This is a genomic window from Litoreibacter ponti (assembly GCF_003054285.1).
Classification (GTDB): domain Bacteria; phylum Pseudomonadota; class Alphaproteobacteria; order Rhodobacterales; family Rhodobacteraceae; genus Litoreibacter; species Litoreibacter ponti.
Genome location: NZ_QBKS01000001.1, coordinates 2,020,210 through 2,038,125, shown reverse-complemented (window position 1 = coordinate 2,038,125; position 17,916 = coordinate 2,020,210). Strand labels below are relative to the sequence as shown.

General features: G+C 50.7%; 14 protein-coding genes and 1 pseudogene. 7 read left to right on the top strand and 8 right to left on the bottom strand.

The features are described from left to right. Positions 1–36: 36 nt before the first annotated feature. Both C8N43_RS10345 and C8N43_RS10340 read left to right on the top strand, forming a co-directional pair. Entirely contained in the window at positions 37–216 is a 180-nt protein-coding gene (locus C8N43_RS10345; RefSeq protein ID WP_107845521.1) for a hypothetical protein, read from the top strand. Continuing rightward, positions 216–3,770, top strand: a complete 3,555-nt coding sequence (locus tag C8N43_RS10340; protein WP_107845520.1) for a PIN domain-containing protein — start codon at positions 216–218, stop codon at positions 3,768–3,770. Before C8N43_RS10345 ends, C8N43_RS10340 begins: the two co-directional genes overlap by 1 nt. A gap of 248 nt (positions 3,771–4,018) precedes the next feature. Here C8N43_RS10340 and C8N43_RS10335 read toward each other — a convergent pair whose 3' ends face one another. Further along, positions 4,019–4,582 carry a hypothetical protein gene (locus C8N43_RS10335; protein ID WP_158269963.1) on the bottom strand — a complete coding sequence of 188 codons (564 nt, stop codon included), beginning with the start codon at positions 4,580–4,582 and terminating at the stop codon, positions 4,019–4,021. 112 nt (positions 4,583–4,694) lie between these two features. On the opposite strand from C8N43_RS10335, the gene C8N43_RS10330 reads away from it, so the two are divergent. Next, positions 4,695–5,309 (top strand): TetR/AcrR family transcriptional regulator, encoded by a 615-nt coding sequence (locus tag C8N43_RS10330; protein WP_146174201.1) that lies wholly within the window; start codon positions 4,695–4,697, stop codon positions 5,307–5,309. Between the two features lie 192 nt (positions 5,310–5,501). Here the strand turns inward: C8N43_RS10330 and C8N43_RS10325 are convergent, their stop codons facing one another. Further along, positions 5,502–6,413, bottom strand: a complete 912-nt coding sequence (locus tag C8N43_RS10325) for a homocysteine S-methyltransferase family protein (RefSeq protein ID WP_170114419.1) — start codon at positions 6,411–6,413, stop codon at positions 5,502–5,504. Positions 6,414–7,635: 1,222 nt separating this feature from the next. Between C8N43_RS10325 and C8N43_RS10320 the strand changes: the two are divergent. Further along, positions 7,636–8,380 (top strand): annotated as a pseudogene (locus tag C8N43_RS10320) (IS5 family transposase); the annotation flags it as partial. 264 nt (positions 8,381–8,644) lie between these two features. On the opposite strand, the gene C8N43_RS10315 reads toward C8N43_RS10320, so the two are convergent. Together C8N43_RS10315 and C8N43_RS19940 are read right to left on the bottom strand one after the other, a co-directional pair. Beyond that, positions 8,645–8,824, bottom strand: a complete 180-nt coding sequence (locus C8N43_RS10315) for a hypothetical protein (RefSeq protein WP_107845516.1) — start codon at positions 8,822–8,824, stop codon at positions 8,645–8,647. 96 nt (positions 8,825–8,920) lie between these two features. Next, positions 8,921–9,520 (bottom strand): acyl-homoserine-lactone synthase, encoded by a 600-nt coding sequence (locus tag C8N43_RS19940; RefSeq protein ID WP_425437077.1) that lies wholly within the window; start codon positions 9,518–9,520, stop codon positions 8,921–8,923. Positions 9,521–9,919: 399 nt separating this feature from the next. On the opposite strand from C8N43_RS19940, the gene C8N43_RS19475 reads away from it, so the two are divergent. Then, positions 9,920–12,421: a calcium-binding protein gene (locus C8N43_RS19475; protein ID WP_146174200.1), complete on the top strand. Its 2,502-nt coding sequence runs from the start codon at positions 9,920–9,922 to the stop codon at positions 12,419–12,421. 962 nt (positions 12,422–13,383) lie between these two features. Here the strand turns inward: C8N43_RS19475 and C8N43_RS19620 are convergent. Then, positions 13,384–13,551: a hypothetical protein gene (locus tag C8N43_RS19620; RefSeq protein ID WP_158269962.1), complete on the bottom strand. Its 168-nt coding sequence runs from the start codon at positions 13,549–13,551 to the stop codon at positions 13,384–13,386. Between the two features lie 174 nt (positions 13,552–13,725). Here C8N43_RS19620 and C8N43_RS10295 point away from each other — a divergent pair, with 174 nt between their 5' ends. Further along, the gene (locus C8N43_RS10295; protein WP_107845512.1) at positions 13,726–14,283 is read left to right on the top strand and encodes a chemotaxis protein CheB; all 558 of its coding nucleotides are present in this window, start codon (positions 13,726–13,728) and stop codon (positions 14,281–14,283) included. 210 nt (positions 14,284–14,493) lie between these two features. On the opposite strand, the gene C8N43_RS10290 is transcribed toward C8N43_RS10295, so the two are convergent. Continuing rightward, positions 14,494–15,915 carry a tyrosine-type recombinase/integrase gene (locus tag C8N43_RS10290; RefSeq protein WP_107845511.1) on the bottom strand — a complete coding sequence of 474 codons (1,422 nt, stop codon included), beginning with the start codon at positions 15,913–15,915 and terminating at the stop codon, positions 14,494–14,496. Between the two features lie 175 nt (positions 15,916–16,090). Next, positions 16,091–16,726 carry a tyrosine-type recombinase/integrase gene (locus C8N43_RS10285; protein WP_107845510.1) on the bottom strand — a complete coding sequence of 212 codons (636 nt, stop codon included), beginning with the start codon at positions 16,724–16,726 and terminating at the stop codon, positions 16,091–16,093. Between the two features lie 179 nt (positions 16,727–16,905). Here C8N43_RS10285 and C8N43_RS10280 point away from each other — a divergent pair, with 179 nt between their 5' ends. After that, positions 16,906–17,460 (top strand): P-loop NTPase family protein, encoded by a 555-nt coding sequence (locus tag C8N43_RS10280; RefSeq protein ID WP_107845509.1) that lies wholly within the window; start codon positions 16,906–16,908, stop codon positions 17,458–17,460. A gap of 221 nt (positions 17,461–17,681) precedes the next feature. On the opposite strand, the gene C8N43_RS19615 is transcribed toward C8N43_RS10280, so the two are convergent. Continuing rightward, complete coding sequence (locus C8N43_RS19615; RefSeq protein ID WP_158269961.1) at positions 17,682–17,858, bottom strand: hypothetical protein; 177 nt, start codon at positions 17,856–17,858, stop codon at positions 17,682–17,684. Between the last annotated feature and the right edge of the window lie 58 nt (positions 17,859–17,916).

Sequence of the window (17,916 nt, the reverse complement as noted above, 5' to 3'; positions counted from 1 at the left end):
GAATATTTTGCTGGCACTGAATGCAAGGACAGGACGATGTTGGAACAAGGATATTGGATTGCAGGGATCGTGGCGGCGATTGCAGCCGTCGTGGGGTTGTTCCTTTGGCGGAAGAAAGGGACGACAAACGTCAACCAAAACGCAAAAGTGTCCGGTCAAAGCAACACCGTGAACCAACGTTTGGATAGCAATAGCAGCGAGAGCAACGGTGATTGATGAAGTTCAGTCTACCGTCGCCTCTAAAGAGGCTGTTTCAGGCTGACAAATCGACCAACACCCAGTCTGTGAACGTCAGTGGTGACGGAAACACGGTCGATCAGTCCATTCAAAACTTCATCATTGCAGACAAGAGCTCTCCACTCGCGCGAGAAATCTTGGAACAAGTTCAAAAGGGTAGCGGCGAGACTGATGTTCAGTCGTTCGCAGATGATACCTTTGACAATGATGATCGACCGGAAATTCAGCGCATACTGAAATATCGAAATATCGCTCGACAGGGTGACAGCGACACAGCCGTCAAACTGCTGGAAAATCTAAAATCCGAAGACCCGTACACCGATGGCTACTTTGCCTTTCGTTTGAACTTCAACATTGGAGTCATCAAACAAAACATCGGTGATTTCCCGAGTGCGAGCGTTTCACTAAGGGCCGCGCATGAGTTCTTTCCTGATCATCCGAAAGCCAGAACCGCCTTGGCGTTTGCAGAATTGCTTGATGGTGAGGATCGGTCAGCTCTGGAAAGGGCAAAGGAACTACTGGAAATCGATGGAGATCATCGCACTCTTGCTGCGTGCATTTTGTGCCACACAGCACGGAACCTGAATGAAGAAGTTCAGCCCGAAGACATCATTGCTGAAGAGATGGCTTCAGAGGATGTCCAAGCTGCTTTCTTGGAGTACCGCCGGGGAGTTCGCCCTGAAACCTACAAGGCCGAACTCGATAACGCTTTTGGCGCAGCACCTGAAAATGACGCAATCAGAACGATGTGGGCTTTGTCTGTACTCGAAGATGTTAAGCAGAACCAAGCTTTTTTGCTTGGGGCCAAAATGCCAGAAGGTTTCGAAGACGAGGTCGAAAAATGTGCCGAGATACTGCGGCGCGATCTAGAAATTTCGCTGGAGAATCGTCCGCCGAACAAGCTTCTGCTTCCGTCTCAGGCAAATAACGCAGCGGTGTCACTCAGGCTAGTCGGAAAAACAGCCGAAGCTGCAAAGTTATTGGACATTGCGCTCGAAGCCTTTCCGTCTTTGAGCAGTGATGTCGCTCAGGTGCGAGCAGTTCTCTTTCTTCAAGATGACAAAGACCATGATGCGTTGGAGTTAATTCGCCCGCAGGCGGACGCCTTGGATCTTCAGATAATGGCGTCAGAGATCGAGGCCAAGAATGGTGCCGTTTCCGACGCTCTGGAAAGAATTGATGCGGTTTTGAAAGCTGGACCCGAGGAAGGACTGAGAACACATGCTCTCACCACAAAAGCTAGGATCGGCATCAACTCACTGAACCGTGAAATTGCTGACCAAGCGCTCGATGAGTTGGCCGCTGTTGGCCCTGAATTAACAGAATTAGTGCTGTTGAAATCAGCATACGAGCGTGCCTTTGAAATTCGGACCGATCCAAAGGATTTTGAGAGCCTTCCGATTGAGGTTCACGAGCATTCACAAGAACAGGCGAACCTATTGGCCTCTCTCAATGAAGCAGACGGCTGGGATTTCTTCATCGTTCTTCAAACAGCCGAAGAACTGCTTGCTCGTGGTTTTTTTAGAGAATGCACCGATCTGCTTCGAGATAAAGTAAGCTTTCGTAAACTAAGCCCAGCCTTGGAAACGCTATGCGACGCTTGTGTAAGGGGCCATTTGGGAACCCTGGCGAAGGAAATTGACGACGCCCTGTCGCCTCAAGTCAAAGAGACAGTCTTCGGATGGCGTTTTAGCTCAAATGTAGCGTACCTAAGTGGTGTAGCTGCGAAAGCCGTCCCACCTGCTAGAAAACTGTTCGAAGACAACCCAAAGTCAATAAACGCCCTTGAATGGTACGTCCAAGCGCTTCTCCGTACAAACGACAAAAACAGGATAAAGCGCGTTGTCACCAGACTAGATGATGCAAAACTCACAGGAACCGTCGAAGACAGATCAAACTACGTTAAGCTTCTTGTATTTTGCGGTGAGCTGGAGCGCGCTCGGGCATTTGCATACCGGCTTTTTTGTGAAAATCAAAATGACGCTCAGGCATGGTTGGCGCTCAGCGCGAGCGTCCTTGCTTTTGGACGCCCCAAAGATACAGACGACAGTTTCCAAGTCGACGTAGTTCAGGATGGCGCGTCGTTCGAAATTGAGCGGGGCGACGGTACAATACAGTCCTTTACGCTTGAGACCGAGGACGATTTGTTCACCCTAAGAGAGGGTAACATTGCTCTGGATCACCCTGTCGCTATCGCCGCGCTTGGAAAGACCGTAGGGGATGATTTTGATTGGCCCTTCAAAGGAAACGGCACCGCCAGAATAACATCTGTCAAGCACAAAGCCTTAGCGGCGTTTCACCAAATCGCTCATAAGTTTGAGGAGCGTTTCCCTTACGTCTCAGGATTCAAGTCGGTATCGGTCAACTTTGAAGACCCGTCTGGCCTCGATGAGATGAAGGCTATGCTCAAACAAAGGGTGGACTATGCACAAAGCAAAGCGGCGGAATATCTGGAAGGGTCATACCCAATTTATATCTTGGGCTATCACCTAGGGATTGACCCAATCGACGCATTTCTCGGCCTGTACGCGGAATGCGGCATCCCCCCGAAGGTTTCGTCATGCTCGCACGTGGACCAAGAGAAAGCTCAAAGATCGCTGCTTTCGGCGAAGAAGTCTGGTGTGATTGTTGACGCTGCGGCCTTCTATTTGATGCGCCGCCTAAAAATTGAGACTGCTGTCGAAGAGGAATTTGGCCAGATCGGAGTAACTCAAGAAACCGTCGACGTTTACATTCGGCGATTGCAGCAACTCGAAGATACCAGCTTTTTTGATAGCGAATCCGGCGAAAAAAGGACAGGTAACATCTCTATCCGCGATGGTCAGATAATTATGACTGAAACGTCGGAAGAAGACGTAGTCGCGAAACTCGATATGCTGAGTGCTGATTTGCAGTGGCTTCAATCAAGATGCTCTGTGCTGCCCGCAATAGCCAAGATTGACCCGCCGGATGAGGTAATTCGGTTTCGAAGAGAAGCCGGAGGTCGGTTCTTCGATGATATTTTTACCGCGGATGGATCAGGTCGCGTTTTGATCTCTGATGACTTCCACCTGAGGAACTGGGCAGAGGGCTTGTTTGGCGTTCCCGGAGCTTGGATGCAGGCTCTACTATTCCATTTAGAGGAACAAAAACGCATTCCCGTCGAGAAGGTAGTCAAAGGAACACTCGAACTACAATACTTGGGCGAGGATGCTCTCAGCACGAACGCAGATCGCCTGCTGTTCGCTGCTGAGATGATGGCATCGGGTGAGATCACTGAAGACGACTTTGCAAAATATAGCTCCCTATTGGGACAGAAAGGTGCGGAAATGCGTTCTCATGTTGAAGTGGCATTGGCAACAATCAGAGGACTTTGGACAATTGGCTCACTGTCGGCAGTTCGAGCAAAGGCTACTGGTATCATTCTCCGCAACCTTATAAGGCTTCAGGGACCGGATGCGCGAGTAGTATTGGATACCATCCAAACGCTAAACCGGAATCCTTCTGTGGGTCAGTACCTGCAACAATGGCGCGTCGGTCACTTTCTGCCTTAGTACCACCCGAGCTATCTGCCTTATGCTAAGCGTCATGATTTGAGGTGGTTATTTACTAAATTTTGCACTTGCAGCGAAAGGCCGCAAACCGGGCTGCGAGCGCAGCATTTGGTTACCGTTCTCAAGGGCGGCTCTGGGCCGTCCTTGAAGGTCACTAGACCCCTTGGCACGCCGATGCTGCGTCAGTTCCAATGGCTGCGAAGAGCCCATTCTTCAATGTTTCTGTGAAGCAGCGAATGACCGGATTTCTACTCGACCTTGCGAAACTCTGTTTGGTCAAGCTCTGTCGGCCGCGAAACGCAGCGATCAACACTTTGGTCGCCAAAGCGCAACCGGGTACCACCCTCATCGACCAGGACAAGGTCGAGGTCGGTGCAGTCCGTGACTAGGAACGGCGGGCCGGAAATGCAGTCCGTCACATCCACCGCCTGTTTTAGAACCAAATCGCATTCGCCCATGCCGACCGCCGCTATTAGGTCGGGGACATCCATGTAGATCGTTACCTCAGACGTCTCGTTGATCAGCTCCAGGTTCAGCGCTCCGTCGATGACAGTGGAAGACCCAACCGGCGTGTAGGGGCCGGAGGAGGCATAGGTGAAAATTGGCATCTGACCGTCGGGGTCTGCGAAAATCTCGGCGCGGATGTCCTGTCGGCTGTCTGTGAAGATCGTGGTTTGCCGAAGGTACGCGCTTGGCCCACCACCGGGGGCCTGTTGTTCCGACAATTCGGTTTGCCAAGTCCCGATGAGATCGATTTGCGATGTCTCTGCCCAAAGCAGTGACGGTGCCGCAATGCATGTGAGAGCGAACAATGGTTTGAACGAAGGGAGCATGATTGATTCCTTTTATCTTGTCAGTGACAAGTTAAGGATGCGCTCTCAATCTTGTCAATGACAAGAAACTTGTTTAACAGGGGGTATGATCATGACTGTCCTCACTACGGAGCCCACGTCGTACCACCACGGCGATCTTCGCAACGTGCTGATCAAGACGGGTCGGGAGATGTTGGAAGCTGACGGGCTGCGGGGCTTTTCCCTCCGCGCCTTGGCCCGAAATGCACAGGTTTCTCACGCCGCGCCGGTCCATCACTTCAAGAACCTTGATGCGTTCTTTGCAGACTGTCGAACGGACGGGTTTCGCGAACTCTCGGACGCTCTTGAGAATGCAAAGATCACTGCCTCCGGACCGCCGGTAAATGTCTTGACCCGGATGGCGATGGCCTATCTGGATTTCGGCAGCCGCTGTCCCGTTATGCTTCGCTTGATGTTCGACAAGGACACCGCACCGCCCCGGACAGACAATCCCGAAAGCCAGTCGCGGCGGGCGTATCTTTTGCTTCAAGACGCCGTGGGAGAGACGCTATCCGGCGCGCCGCGGGACCCTCGTCTCTTCGATATCCGGATCAATGCGGTCTGGAGCCTGATCCACGGTTTTGTGATCCTGCAGAACGAGGATCAGATTTGCGGAAGCTCCGACCCGCCGATCTCAACGGAAGAGATGCTCGCCCGATCCCTCGCTGCTATGCTGGAGAGCGGTTAGCCCGCACGTTCGAGCGTTCTGTCGGCCTGCGCTCGTTGGCACAGCCGCAGCGAAATGATGTTTTGTCCCGCCGATTGTGAGTTCAACCGCGTTCAGATTTTCCTGGCGCGGCGAATGGCCCGTTCGGTGAAGCTGCAATGCGGCGTCGCGTGACACGATGAATAGCTGGTAAGGGCCGTGGAAGTAGGTTAGCTACGCAAGCCCGCTGGCAATCAATTTCAGATGACGCATGTCGGTGCCGCAGCACCCGCCGAATACTTGGACGGACGGATTGCTCCGCGCAATCTTGGCAATCTGTTTACCGAGTTCAACGGGATCGCCTTCGTCCAGTTCATCTGCTTCGTCAAGTTCCGCATGAGAGCAACTTGAAGCATTCGCCACCATACCTCTCAGCCTCGGGTGGTTGCCAAGCGCTCCGGCGAAATGGGTCGGATGAGCGCAATTGACCATAAAAAACATTGCCGCCGTGTCCGATTCCCCATCGATCTGGTCAATTGCGTCCACAAGTTTGGTTCCGCCCGCCAAGCACCCATCTGTCTCAACAACAAGAGACATGATGATCGGCAGACCCGCATCTCGGGCGGCGAGGATGCATCCTGTTGCCTCATTTGGACGGTTGAATGTATAAGCGGTAACCAGGTCGACAGTTGTGTCTTTCAGGCTGTGCATTTGAGCGGCATGGTATTGATGTGCATCTTCGACGGATACCTGCGGGATGTCGGCGTAAGGATCAAAGCGTGGGCCTATACTGGCCGATACCAATACATCTTCTCGAACGGCGGCCCGGCGCACGTCTTCCACTAGACTGACCGCATCTTTGTTCACCTCTACAAGCTGTTCTGGATCGTACCCCAAAGGTGCCGCCCGGTCGGCATTCGCCATCCATGTGGGCGCATCAAGGATACATCCGACATTCATTTCGCGGGCGAGATCAACAAGAGCCTGCATCTGACCGGCAAGTATCGCTCTAGTGTCAGGCTGTTCGAGCAATGGAAACGAGGCAAAGCCTGGTAACTCAAGCCCATGATTGAATATCAGGTCAGTGCCAGTACCGGCATAAACCAGAAAGTTCTTGTCACCTTGGTTTAGGAGCTGTCGTGCCATCCTGATCTACGCCCTTTTTCCCTTTCTGTTCACAAGAAACCTACATTTTTTGGGGTCTTCTGTGAACCATGGGGCGGCGAAGTACTTTCCGTATGCATGCCCTAAATCTGTCCGAGCAGCTCGCAAACACATCGAATGTCAGGAAAGCAGGCTGCAGCGGCAGCGTGCTGAGTGCGCGTTGAATGTCGGGAATGGGCCGTCTCTCAACTAAGTGCCGAAGGGCAGAAAAACCATCTGAAGCGATTCGTTGTGCGGCCTTTTTTCCGCCATACGTCTTGGGTCTCAAGTCTTTCGATCAACATAACTGCGCAGCGCTACGGGAATATCGCTAGATCCGAAGCTGCTCTGCACGATGCACGCTTGAGCGCGTCTATCTCTCATTCAGAAAAGACGGTGTTCCTCCGTGTTGCCACATAATTTCAAGACTTAATGATCCATTATCCATTCGTGGCTAAACTGATCTCGGCGCCAGCAGTCGCCCACTAAACTTATCAACTTATTGGACCTAAAACGCCGGCCCTGAGCGGAATTGCTCAGGGCCTCAAAATCTTAGCTAAATCTCTCAATCGATCCTCAAACTTAACAGATTATTAACTAATTACGTGAATGCTCTATGGTCAGATAGGAGTTCACCTTGGTTCTAATTCTAATTGCTCTGATAGCAACGCTAAGCACCTTTCTTGCAGCCATACTCTCAAATATGAGCATCGGCGAACTTATTGGATTCTATTATACGTCCGCTTTTGTTTCCGGACTCTTTTTCGTACTGGCTGGGTACTCTGAGTTATGGATACGCAAGGTATGTTCCTCACAGAAGTAGTTATCGCCGATTGCAATGGTCTTCTGATCTTTTAACCTGGCCACCCATTGCTTTGGAATTACTATATTACAACTCAAACTTAGAGTCGCTACTGCGGCTGAATAGTAATTATTCGATGCGCTAAAGTTTAGCCTCGTTCTAGTTCGACCTGACGGCGTTTGATTATATCTTCCATATCCTGCACTCGGAAAAGCAGGCGATTTAGCTCCCTAAAGTGCAGCTCTCATCGAGGTCCTACAGTTACTTTTATATAATCGATTTTGGAGTTTTAGAACGTTGATAGTACCTTAAAGCCTACAAGAAATCTCGAGACCCAAAAACACACCCGGCAACTCACTATGGGCAGAACCAATACATTTTTGTTTTGCTGCATGATTCACCAGTCGAAAAGCGACCGATGACGTGAGCAATCTATATTGGTTGGATGATGCGCAGATTGCGCGTTTGAAGGCCGTCTCTCCCAAGTCCAATGGCAAACCACGTATGGATAATCGGCGTGTACTGAATGGTGTTATCACTATCAATCGCAATGTCTTACGCTGGCGCGATGCGCCGAAGGAGTATGGTCCGTAAAACCGCTGTACAACCGCTGGAAGCGGTGGACCAACAAGTGGATCTTTGCCCAGATCATGATGGGACTTGCCGACGAGCATTGCGAGGAAAAGACTGTCATGATTGACGCCACCTATTTGAAGGCACACCGTCCTGCGGCCAGTATGGGCGTGAACAGGGGGCGTGGACGTCTGATCGGTCGGACCAAGGGCGATATGAAGACCAAACTGCATGCCGTCTGTGACAGCCAAGGCCGCCCCCTCAACCTCCTCGTCACCGCTGGACTGGTCAGTGACAAAATCAGCGAACGGGTAATGTTGAGCAGCCTACCAAACATCGATTGGCTGCTCGGAGATCGCGGCTATGATGCTGACTGGTTCAGAGAAACCCCGCAAGGCAAGGGCATACATCCGTCATCCCGGGTCAAAAGTCACGCTCCAAAATTCTGCGATACGATAAATACAGATACAAGTGCCGTAACCACATTGAGGTCATGTTCGGCAGATTGAAAGACTGGCGGCGGGTCGCACCTCGCTATGATAGCTGGCCCAAGGCCATCCTCTCTGCAATCGCACTCGCCGCAACTGTCATTTACAGGTTCATGTATCCTGACCCTAGTGAATTTGTAGTTTTGGAATCGATGACGCTAAACAGAACAAAACTCTTTTACGTCATGGTCACTCTGAAGATCAAAAAGGGAGGGGCAAACGGAAGATCCTGGCGAAAGGATCGCCAGGATCTTCTTGGTTAGCATTTCAGTGAATCATTCTTAGTTCGGCTGTCCCAGATATTTCATCCTTCACCAGAGACCCGTCCTCACAAGTCTTTAGCCCTATGTCAGGACATCAACATGAAAAAATCAGATATCAAGCACCACCTCGCGCGGCTGGCGTTTCCGGAGTTCAATTTCGGCCTCTTCGTTTAAGTACATTTCCTTTGAGGTTTCCAGTGTTAGAGCCACCTTCGGGAGAGAGTTCAGCCGACAAAAGTTGATTAGGTCATCGATGTTTTCGGTGAGCCATGCGGTATTGGTTCTCATGTATATAACCTCAGAATCAGTGTCATCATTGAACAGGACTATCCATAGGGCATGGTTAAGAATGGCCTAACGTTGACGAAGCTCGGTGGCCATAAATCAAGCCATAAGCAACGCGGACGTCGATTTGCCACTCTTGGTCGAATACAGCTCGAGTATCCTTGAAAAGTCTACGTCCCAACGGGCAAGAACGAGGCTACTGTCGAGTTTGCTGACGACCGTTTGGTCGGGAGCGCAGTCTAGGCGCCGGTAGAGCCTCAGCATTGTAGGGAAACACAACCCTACCAGACACTTGGCATGTTGTTCGGCGCAATAAATAAACGCACTCTTGACCAGTTCTCGGCTAACTACACTGATTTCACTCTTTGGCAGTTCTGGCGATACACAGAAGCGCGTGACCTCCCAACAGCCGTCAGATTCGACTGATTTTTCGTCAAAGTGGCCTTGGAAATGATCTGCGATCATGGATTGAGACGACGTTGGCATTAAACGCACTGATCCAAGGTGACGCCCGTTAGGGTCAACCCATACAATATAGACAGAATTAGGGTTATCATATTCATCGAGCTCGCGTCCTTGATGATCTCTTTTCAAGTCCCAGCCCATTCGCTGGCAGAATTGGTGTGCCCGATCTCTAAAGACTTGATCAAAGAGAGTTGTGTTTGAAGTGAGGCTGTTGATTGTGTGGATTTGCAGCACTAGATTTTCCAATCGGTTCAAGGTCGCACCCGGAACAGACGCTAGCGTTGCTTGGAGTTGGTTGACAAAATATTAACAGAGTTCACCATATTTGAAACTACCGATACCTTCATGGTTGAGCAGAAGTAGGATCTTGTCTCGACAGACGTGGGCGGTCTTGGCAAGAGTTGAGAGAAGCTATGAGCGATTCCGATTCTGAAAGAGCTTCTCTATCGTTAATCGTGGGTCCACACGTCCAAGAAGAATCCGGATGAGTACAACCTAAATTAAATATAGCTCTACAACAGACCAAAATTGGTTAAAAGCTGACCCTCACTTCATCCGAATGACATGTTTTGAACGCTACCTAACTAAAGGTAAGCTGCAAAGTTCTCAAAATGAATTTAGCATGAGAACAGAATGACTATCTATCGCGTTATAGATTCGCAGATCTCCGGCAATCACCAAATCTCAGAGGAGATGTTTGGTTTAAACTTTGTTACAACGTTTGACTATGACTTTGCCAGTAACGAGGATGCGATATCTCGATTGTCTGAATTGCAACCCTCTGTGCTCAGATTTCCGGGTGGAAGCGCAACAGAGTATGCATTTGCTGACGGCGCATTCTCAACTGGTGACTGGGAGGCAACTAGTTTACCAGGTGAATTCGGCGTACAGAAGGTGGGAACTCCTCTATCACAATATTTTGAAATTGCGGGACAGATCAATGCAGAAGCGCAGTTAGTAATCCCAACCCGCGTTGCTTTTGTGCAGTCAGCGGGTCAGGCATTGATGGAAGGGACATATGGTGCCCGACAGGAGCTGACTAGCGAGTATTTTGAAAACGTAATCGCATTTATCGAGCAGTCATTGGTCGAGGCTGCGGCAAACAGTGTTACAATCTCTCGATTTGAGCTCGGAAATGAATTCTGGGGAAGCGGAGAGATGACCGCTTCTGAGTACGGCTTTCTCGCATCAAGGTTGGCAACGTTTTTAAACGACAGGTATCCTGACGTAGAATTACTCACTCAGGTTACATCATCTTCAAATCGCTTCAGTCAAAGAAATGATACTAGTGTTTACTTGGAGCCAGACGGGCGTGGAGATTTTAATGTGTGGCTCGCATCCGAAGTTGGGGAAGACGTACCTGATGGATGGATTGTGCGAGAGATGCCTGGTCAGGGTAATGCGGCTGAACAAACGCGTGATATTGCAGATCAGATACTAGCACACCCTGGCGCTCTTGATGCCATCTCAGGGATTCTAGAACATGTATATTTCGAGGACGGTTTCGCAGGGATCGACGAGGAAAGAAATTACTCCCTATACTCGATCTACAACCGATTTATTGAGCAAGTAGGGGTCGACGAGATCGATTACTATATCACAGAATGGAGTCCGCGAAATCCGAGAAATAGTAATGATGATCTAAATCTTGGCAACGCGAATGGGCTACACCTCGCGCATACTACTATTGAAGCCTTCTTTGAGCTCGCATCCGCTGGAGTAGACGGCGCAAATTTCTGGCCACTCACTTTTGGGAATCCAAGAGCTCAGGATCGAACGCTAATCGATACGGAAGAAAACGATCTAACATTCAGTGGTGTAGCCTTTCAATGGCTTAGAGAGTCAACATTAGGAATGGAGACCCAAGCAGATTATGAAGTCGCTGGGGAAATTGATATCCATACATTCAGAGGGGAAGACACCTATACATTATTCGTCGGAGAAAGGTCTGGCGTCGACCGTTTACTTGAGTCAGATTCGGCGATTCAGCTTGATTTCCAAGACGTGGTGAGCTCAGGCGAATATGTTGTAAGGGCGTCCATATTGGGAACTGATGGCGCAGTTGACATTGTTGAAACGGACCCAATAATTCGGGAATTTGTTCCATTCTCCTGGAGCGGCGGATTGTTTAGTTTGGAATTAGGTGCATGGGAGCTCGCGAGGATCGAATTGATCTCTGTATCAGACCCGTCGCTGAGAGAATTTGATCCGCAAGCGGATCTAGTTTTGACAGCAACTCTCGATCAAGAAAACATTTATGGCGGAGCCGGGCATGATTTGATAATTGGAGACGATCGGGCAAATTCTCTATATTCGTATGGGGGAGATGATGAGATCTACGCCGGTGGCGGGGATGATGTTATCCACAGTGGTGCCGGTAGCGATACAATTCATGTACAGGAAGGACGGAATACTGTTTTTTCTGGCGAAGGCAATGATATCGTTTTTGCTGGGAGTTCGGTTGGCGATTACGTCGGGGGACTTGGAAGCGATCATATCTCATTTGAGGATTCCGATGCTCCGGTCGTGATACTTACATATTCCTTGTCTATGCAAGATTTTCTTGATCCGTCCGGATTTGGTAGTGATTTAGGATATCTGCATGGCTTCGAAGCTCTTACCACTACTAACCATGGTGATTATGTAGCACATATCCCGGACGCCGAGGCACTATTCCTTGGACTTGGAGACGATATAAGCCATAGAAATGGAGGTATTGGAACTGAGGTTTTCGGTGAAGGCGGTGACGATATAATTCAATTAGCGCCCGGGTCTTATGGTTTTGGTGGAGACGGGGACGATGAAATTTGGACGGCCGAAGGGGATGAATTTGTCTACGGCGGATCTGGGGATGATCAGTTCTTGATTTATTTTGGGGACGATTTCATCTCGACCGGGTCAGGGAATGATACGGTTTCGATTCAATCAAACGGGCATTCCGACGATTTTACTATTTCAGATTTCGATCCTGAACATGATAGTATCAACTTTTTTGATGAGTATACTGTTAATCAACTCGTGGAAAGCGGCTTTGCGGATGCAACTCAAATTGGCGATGATATGGTTTTGGAAGCTGAGAATGGTTGGCGAGTAACTCTGCTGGACGTGAATTTGGATGAGAGCTTTTTTGGGTGAAACTCAAAATCGGTGCAAAAATTCTGCATATCACTTCCATCTATTGGAAAATTTTTTATCTCAGTTGGCTCGTCTGGCTTGTCTAGGTACCGAAGCTGCCAGTTCTTCGTGCTAATTAAATTTTTGTTAGCCATAACGGTACCCAAATTAGTCACAATCTAGAGACTGGGATCGCCTACATTCGGCAGCCCCAGGATTGATAGCGGCCACGGTTTTTCCAAAGAAAGATGCATCTTTTCGGTCAACGCATGGATTACTACGAATATGAGGTTTGCGCGAACTGTGTAGGACAGTCCTAAGGATTAGTCACGCGCCACTTGTGATCACTATTCGCTGACACACGAATCCTGCAGCCGATCCCTTGTGCCGCGGCAACCTACCGATTGCAGAACATCGCCGAGAGACATGCGTGATAGAGCTAAAGTTCAGCGCGAATTCGGGAGAAATGCGCTTGGGCTTGCTATGTCCTCAGATGGCGCCGTCTGTTTGGGTAGGTCGAAAACCTAAGTGACCAGCAGATGACATGAGGAAAGGTGATTCTTGGCAGATGGCAAGTGACCTAACGTAATCCTCTCGCAAAGAGCCTAAGTTAACTCATCGTTAATTTAATGCGGGAATCTATATGACGTGCTGAAGAGTGGAAGATAAAAGACATGAACGGAAGACATGACTGGATGATTGGCGTTCTCGCTGATCTCGAAGACTATGCCCTAAAGAACGATTTGGTGCCACTTGGGCTTAAGCTTAAGAGCAGCAGATTAGATGCAGCTCGAGCGCTGCGGCTCGATAAAATGAGACGCTCAACCCCGTTGGATCATTATGAGGTTGATCAGCTTGGGTTCTGTTGCGTTGATCTTGTGGAACGGAATTCTTCCGGCACTGTCTGGGCCGATCAGGGGGCGGCAAATTCAAGGCTCAAGCCGTCGAACCTTGGGGCGCGATAGGTACGAAACGCAGGGTTTCTAGTGCAATCGTTTATTTGCGTGGGATAAGTTCCGCTCACAACGCTTCTTGTCGAGCTCGTAGAGGCTGATGTCGAGAAGCTTCGCAAGCTCTGCCATACCTTGCATCAGGGCATAATCCGCAGCGACCTGCGTCTTCTGTATCAGCTCGTCGAGATCCATCTCCATCTCTTACTCTTCAACTTGTTGTACTGAGACAAGTTTCAAAGCGATCCGTTAAGAAAGTGTAAACAGGCAGCCAAAATTTAAAAAATTTATTCATTTGATGATCTAGAAACGCTGGCTCTTCACCCTAATTATCGCCCATAATTATGTTGAGCGTGAAGATATTCGGGCCTGACGATGGACGTAAACTATGGCTGTGTGGCGATTGGCGCATCTGCGGGAGGGGTCCAGGCGATCCGAAGGATTGTCAACGGCCTGCCGTATCAGCTGCGCGCACCACTTTTGATCACTATTCATGCGCCTGCGACTTCTCGTTTAGAACGTGTCTTAAGGTTTGACAGCAATCTCAATATCCAATGTGCGATACATGGAATGATCTTGCGTCCAGGTGTGATTTACACCGTGCCTGGCGAAACTGACGCGAAGATTCACGGTGACCGCTTTGTGCTAAACGAAGCATTGCGTCACGATGGTCAATTTGCTTCGATCGATTCCCTTATGAGCTCAATAGCATTTACTTTCCAAGCTGCTGCCACAGGGATCATACTGTCGGGAATGCTTCGGGATGGTGTGGCAGGTATGCGCATGATTGAGGAGTCTGGAGGGCGCACAATCGTTCAAGATCCTCACGAGGCAGAGTTCGCTGACCTTCCCATCTCCGTGCTAGAACGCTGTGCCGATGCCGAAGTAAAAACGACTGCTGAAATCTCAAATTGGCTTCTCGAACACTACTAAACTGGTCAGGATCTACTTGTACTAGCGCCAGACGATCCCAGGAGGGTCTCGAACGACCTTATCGTTGTGGTGCGCCACAGATTTCGGCGCCAAAACATCACTTCGTGGCAGATGGAGAGATTTTGTCACGGGCTTGTAGACCAATGGCTGTTTCCGGGGAGTCCCGCCGCAACGTTCTTGTAAGCGATGAACGGCAGGAATGGGCTGCTCTTATCTCAGCTCATCCTCACGGTCCCGCAGTAGGCTCACCAACTCACCGCGCGCCCTGCTTCTGTTCTTCCTTGGCCATGACCATTGGGGCTCTGCTTTGCTCTGCAATGTATCCCGCAAGCGTTTTAGTCTCGGATCTTCTTCGACAGGCTGAAGTGGCGCAAATCTGCGTGAGATTTCGTTTTCCAGCCCATCACAGCACAAATGGCCATAAGTTCGGCTAACGGTATCAGTGTTGGTGTGGCCTAGCTGCTTGGCAACCATCGCAAGTGGCGTCCCTGCCTGAACTAGTTGGCTTGCGTAGGTGTGTCGCAGACCGTGAAACACGAAGCCTTCGGGCAAGCCAGCCCGCCGCACGGCTTCTTTGAATAAGTGTTTATGGCAGCCAAACCATGACCGACCTGAGGACATTCGGAAGACGAGGTCTTCGTCATCTGTGCCCTCAACTTGATCCAAGAAGAATGTCATGCCTTCGTTTGGCAGCACCACGTACCGCCCTCGATAGCTCTTCATTGGTTCGACGTAGATACCAAACAAGTGGCAGCCAACATCCCGAGCCTTAAGACGCGTCAGTTCCGACACTCGGCAGCCTGTGTAGAGGGCGCCCTGCACCAGAAGGGCTAAATCGGGGCGACAGGAGGCGATGAGGCGCTTTGCTTGAGCGCGTGTCAAAAAGAACTGCCGCGGTGTATCAGCGTGTGGCACCCGCCTAATGCGCCTCCAGTACCGGTCACTTTCAACATCGCCGTTTTCCCAAGACATCTCGATTGCCGTTCGCAGAATCCCAATGACTGTGTTGAGGGTCTTCTTCCTTTTGCGAAGTCGTTCGTGATCTAGTTCCTGGAGGCGCACGCGGCCTCCTTGGGTGCCTCGTCCCCGCTTGGGTGCGGTCTCAAGGACATCCACGCAGAACTGGGTAAAAACGGATTGGCAAAGTTCCTCGACTGGCAATTGGCCGAGGCGAGGAATGATATGATGGTTGATGAGAGACAAGGTTGTCTCAAAGTATGTTCTTGCGGCGGCGACACGCTTCCATTCCACATAGGAGTGCATCGCATCGCCCACTGTGAAACGGCTTTCGGATTTGGTGTAGTGAAGCTGGCGGTTCACCCCTGCTTTGTATGGCTCTGAAGCCGCGGCAAGAATCTGCGGATCGTTAAACCAGTTATTTGCGAGTCTTAATGCCTCAACATAGGTCAGCCCATTGCTCTGCATGATCCTGTGTGGCCCGAGTCTTGTCTGGGAGTAGCCGCCGTCCAACCTTCGAATTCGCGCCATCCAGTGCAGGTTGCCAGAAGCTTTTTTCTGCAAACCAATGTGACGGCAGAACTCTAAGATGTTCCAGTATGGGCTGTTTCTTGGCGGTAACTTTCTCACGTTATCTTCAGTGGACAGCGACGGTGCGTGCGCAGATTTTCGCATGGCTTTGTTTCTCCGTTTGATTGGACGAAGCGAGTGTCACCGAAGCGGTCAAATTAGCAACTGTTTGCGATGGCGTATGGGATAATGGATGTCTGCTCTGCGGATGCTGGGGCGCCGCGCGTTATTTCACTTCGAACGGCTGGTGTGGGCCGCCCTTGTAGGCGACCCGGATTAGCTAGATTTCTATAGCCTCTGCGATTGCTAGCGCGTCCTCAAGTTCGACGCCCAAGTACCGGCCTGTGCTATCCATCTTGGTATGACCAAGTAGAAGCTGAACCGCCCGCAAGTTGCCAGTCTTCTTGTAGATCTGCGTCACCTTTGTTCGCCTCATCGAATGCGTGCCATATGCGCTCGCTTCCAGACCGATCGAAGTGACCCAATCGCGGACGATCCTCGCATACTGGCGTGTCGAGATGTGCAGGCGCTCATGAAAGCGACCGGGCCAAAGATACTCGGAGCCGACCATGAGTTCGTCTTCCATCCACTTCTCTACAGAGGCGCGAGTGCCTTCAGATATCTCAAAGCGCACAGGTTTCTGCGTTTTGCTTTGCAGTACAGATGCCCGTTCTTTGATCTGGCCGGACGCCATCACGTCGACTACCTTCATCTTCACTAGATCGCAGCCGCGCAACTTGCTGTCGATTGCCATGTTGAACAGAGCGAGATCACGATGGTTCTCGGCCAGTTCAAGTCGCACCCGGATTGCCCAGACGTGCTTTGGTTTCAGTGGGCGCTTCTGACCGACGATCCGGCCCTTGTTCCAAGCAGGGCGGAGTGCGCGAATGGCTGGTAAGTTTGGTGTAGGTTCCATGACTGATCCTCCGATCCGCCATGCCCTCCCACAACGACAACCCGACGTTGACGAGGCACCATATCACGGGATTGCTGCGCTGGCTCCGAGGTCGGCAGTGAGCCCAAAGTCTCTAGTGCTGCATCCGTCCCAAATGACCGCTATAGGAAACGGCGTCATTCTATTACGGGTCCGCTGAAATGCCGATGTATGTATCAATACCTCAGGCCGCAGCAGTGCTGCGAACTGCGAAACGTGTGCTCGTGGTGGGGTGTTCGGGAGGCGGAAAGAGCACGCTTTCTCTCAAGATATCGGAACGCTTCGACCTAGAATATCTCTCTTACGACCGGGACGTCCGTTGGCTGCCCGGTTGGCAAGTCCGCGACCGCGAGGAGCAGCGTCAAATCATTACCCAATTGGTAAGAAAAGATCGGTGGGTCATGGACGGCACGACTGTATCCACATTCGATCTGCGTCTCCCCCGCGCCGATCTTTTGGTATGGGTTCGAGTTCCTCGGCGTGTCGCATTGAGCGGAATTGCACGACGAGTTTTTCGAAACTACGGCAGAGTTCGGATTGACATGGCCGAAGGATGCCCCGAGCAGTTGCCTGATCGCGAGTTTCTGAACTTCATCTGGACATTTGAGAAGCGGGTTGCACCCCGAATAGTCGGTGGAATTGATCGCTTCGGCCCGAACCTGCCGGTGGTGACACTCAGGTCGCGCAGCGAATTCGCGGCATTGGTCGATGGCTAGCTGGCGAGATGACCGAGTCTTTAAGGTCAGTTCGAAAAGCGGACGCTTGCCAGGAGCCGCTTAACGACCGCTGCGTCCCAAATAGCAGACGCTCCGACTCTCCGACTTCCGAGCGCCCCGAGTTCGAAAGACCGGACGCATTCGAGAGCTTCGGTAGACTCCACCAGGAAGTGTCGTAGCGGGGCAACGACGCAGTTCGTACTTTACTTTGAAGGAGGCATTCAGAGTAAAAATTGAGCGCCAGTCTCTTCAGATTGCTTCGAAGCCGTGAGCCCCGAGATTTCTTTTACTGCGATAAGCTTCGCTCTTTGGATGCTAACAGTAAGCTCGTACAGATCGTTCTTTCGTGAAAAGACTTCGAGGTCGATCAGTACGTCAATGAGCCAATCTTTATCCATGGTCAATTCCTTGTTCAACGACCCCAAACAAGGACGGTTTTACTAAGGAATGGTTAAT

What these genes read in the sequence shown, in the direction of transcription:
- C8N43_RS10330 (WP_146174201.1), top strand. Translation starts at nt 4,695, where the DNA reads ATGACTGTCCTCACTACGGAGCCCACGTCGTACCACCACGGCGATCTT.
- C8N43_RS10325 (WP_170114419.1), bottom strand. Translation starts at nt 6,413, where the DNA reads ATGGCACGACAGCTCCTAAACCAAGGTGACAAGAACTTTCTGGTTTAT.
- C8N43_RS10340 (WP_107845520.1), top strand. Translation starts at nt 216, where the DNA reads ATGAAGTTCAGTCTACCGTCGCCTCTAAAGAGGCTGTTTCAGGCTGAC.
- C8N43_RS10315 (WP_107845516.1), bottom strand. Translation starts at nt 8,824, where the DNA reads ATGAGAACCAATACCGCATGGCTCACCGAAAACATCGATGACCTAATC.
- C8N43_RS10345 (WP_107845521.1), top strand. Translation starts at nt 37, where the DNA reads ATGTTGGAACAAGGATATTGGATTGCAGGGATCGTGGCGGCGATTGCA.
- C8N43_RS19620 (WP_158269962.1), bottom strand. Translation starts at nt 13,551, where the DNA reads ATGGAGATGGATCTCGACGAGCTGATACAGAAGACGCAGGTCGCTGCG.
- C8N43_RS19615 (WP_158269961.1), bottom strand. Translation starts at nt 17,858, where the DNA reads ATGGATAAAGATTGGCTCATTGACGTACTGATCGACCTCGAAGTCTTT.
- C8N43_RS10280 (WP_107845509.1), top strand. Translation starts at nt 16,906, where the DNA reads ATGCCGATGTATGTATCAATACCTCAGGCCGCAGCAGTGCTGCGAACT.
- C8N43_RS10285 (WP_107845510.1), bottom strand. Translation starts at nt 16,726, where the DNA reads ATGGAACCTACACCAAACTTACCAGCCATTCGCGCACTCCGCCCTGCT.
- C8N43_RS10295 (WP_107845512.1), top strand. Translation starts at nt 13,726, where the DNA reads ATGGACGTAAACTATGGCTGTGTGGCGATTGGCGCATCTGCGGGAGGG.
- C8N43_RS19475 (WP_146174200.1), top strand. Translation starts at nt 9,920, where the DNA reads ATGACTATCTATCGCGTTATAGATTCGCAGATCTCCGGCAATCACCAA.
- C8N43_RS10290 (WP_107845511.1), bottom strand. Translation starts at nt 15,915, where the DNA reads ATGCGAAAATCTGCGCACGCACCGTCGCTGTCCACTGAAGATAACGTG.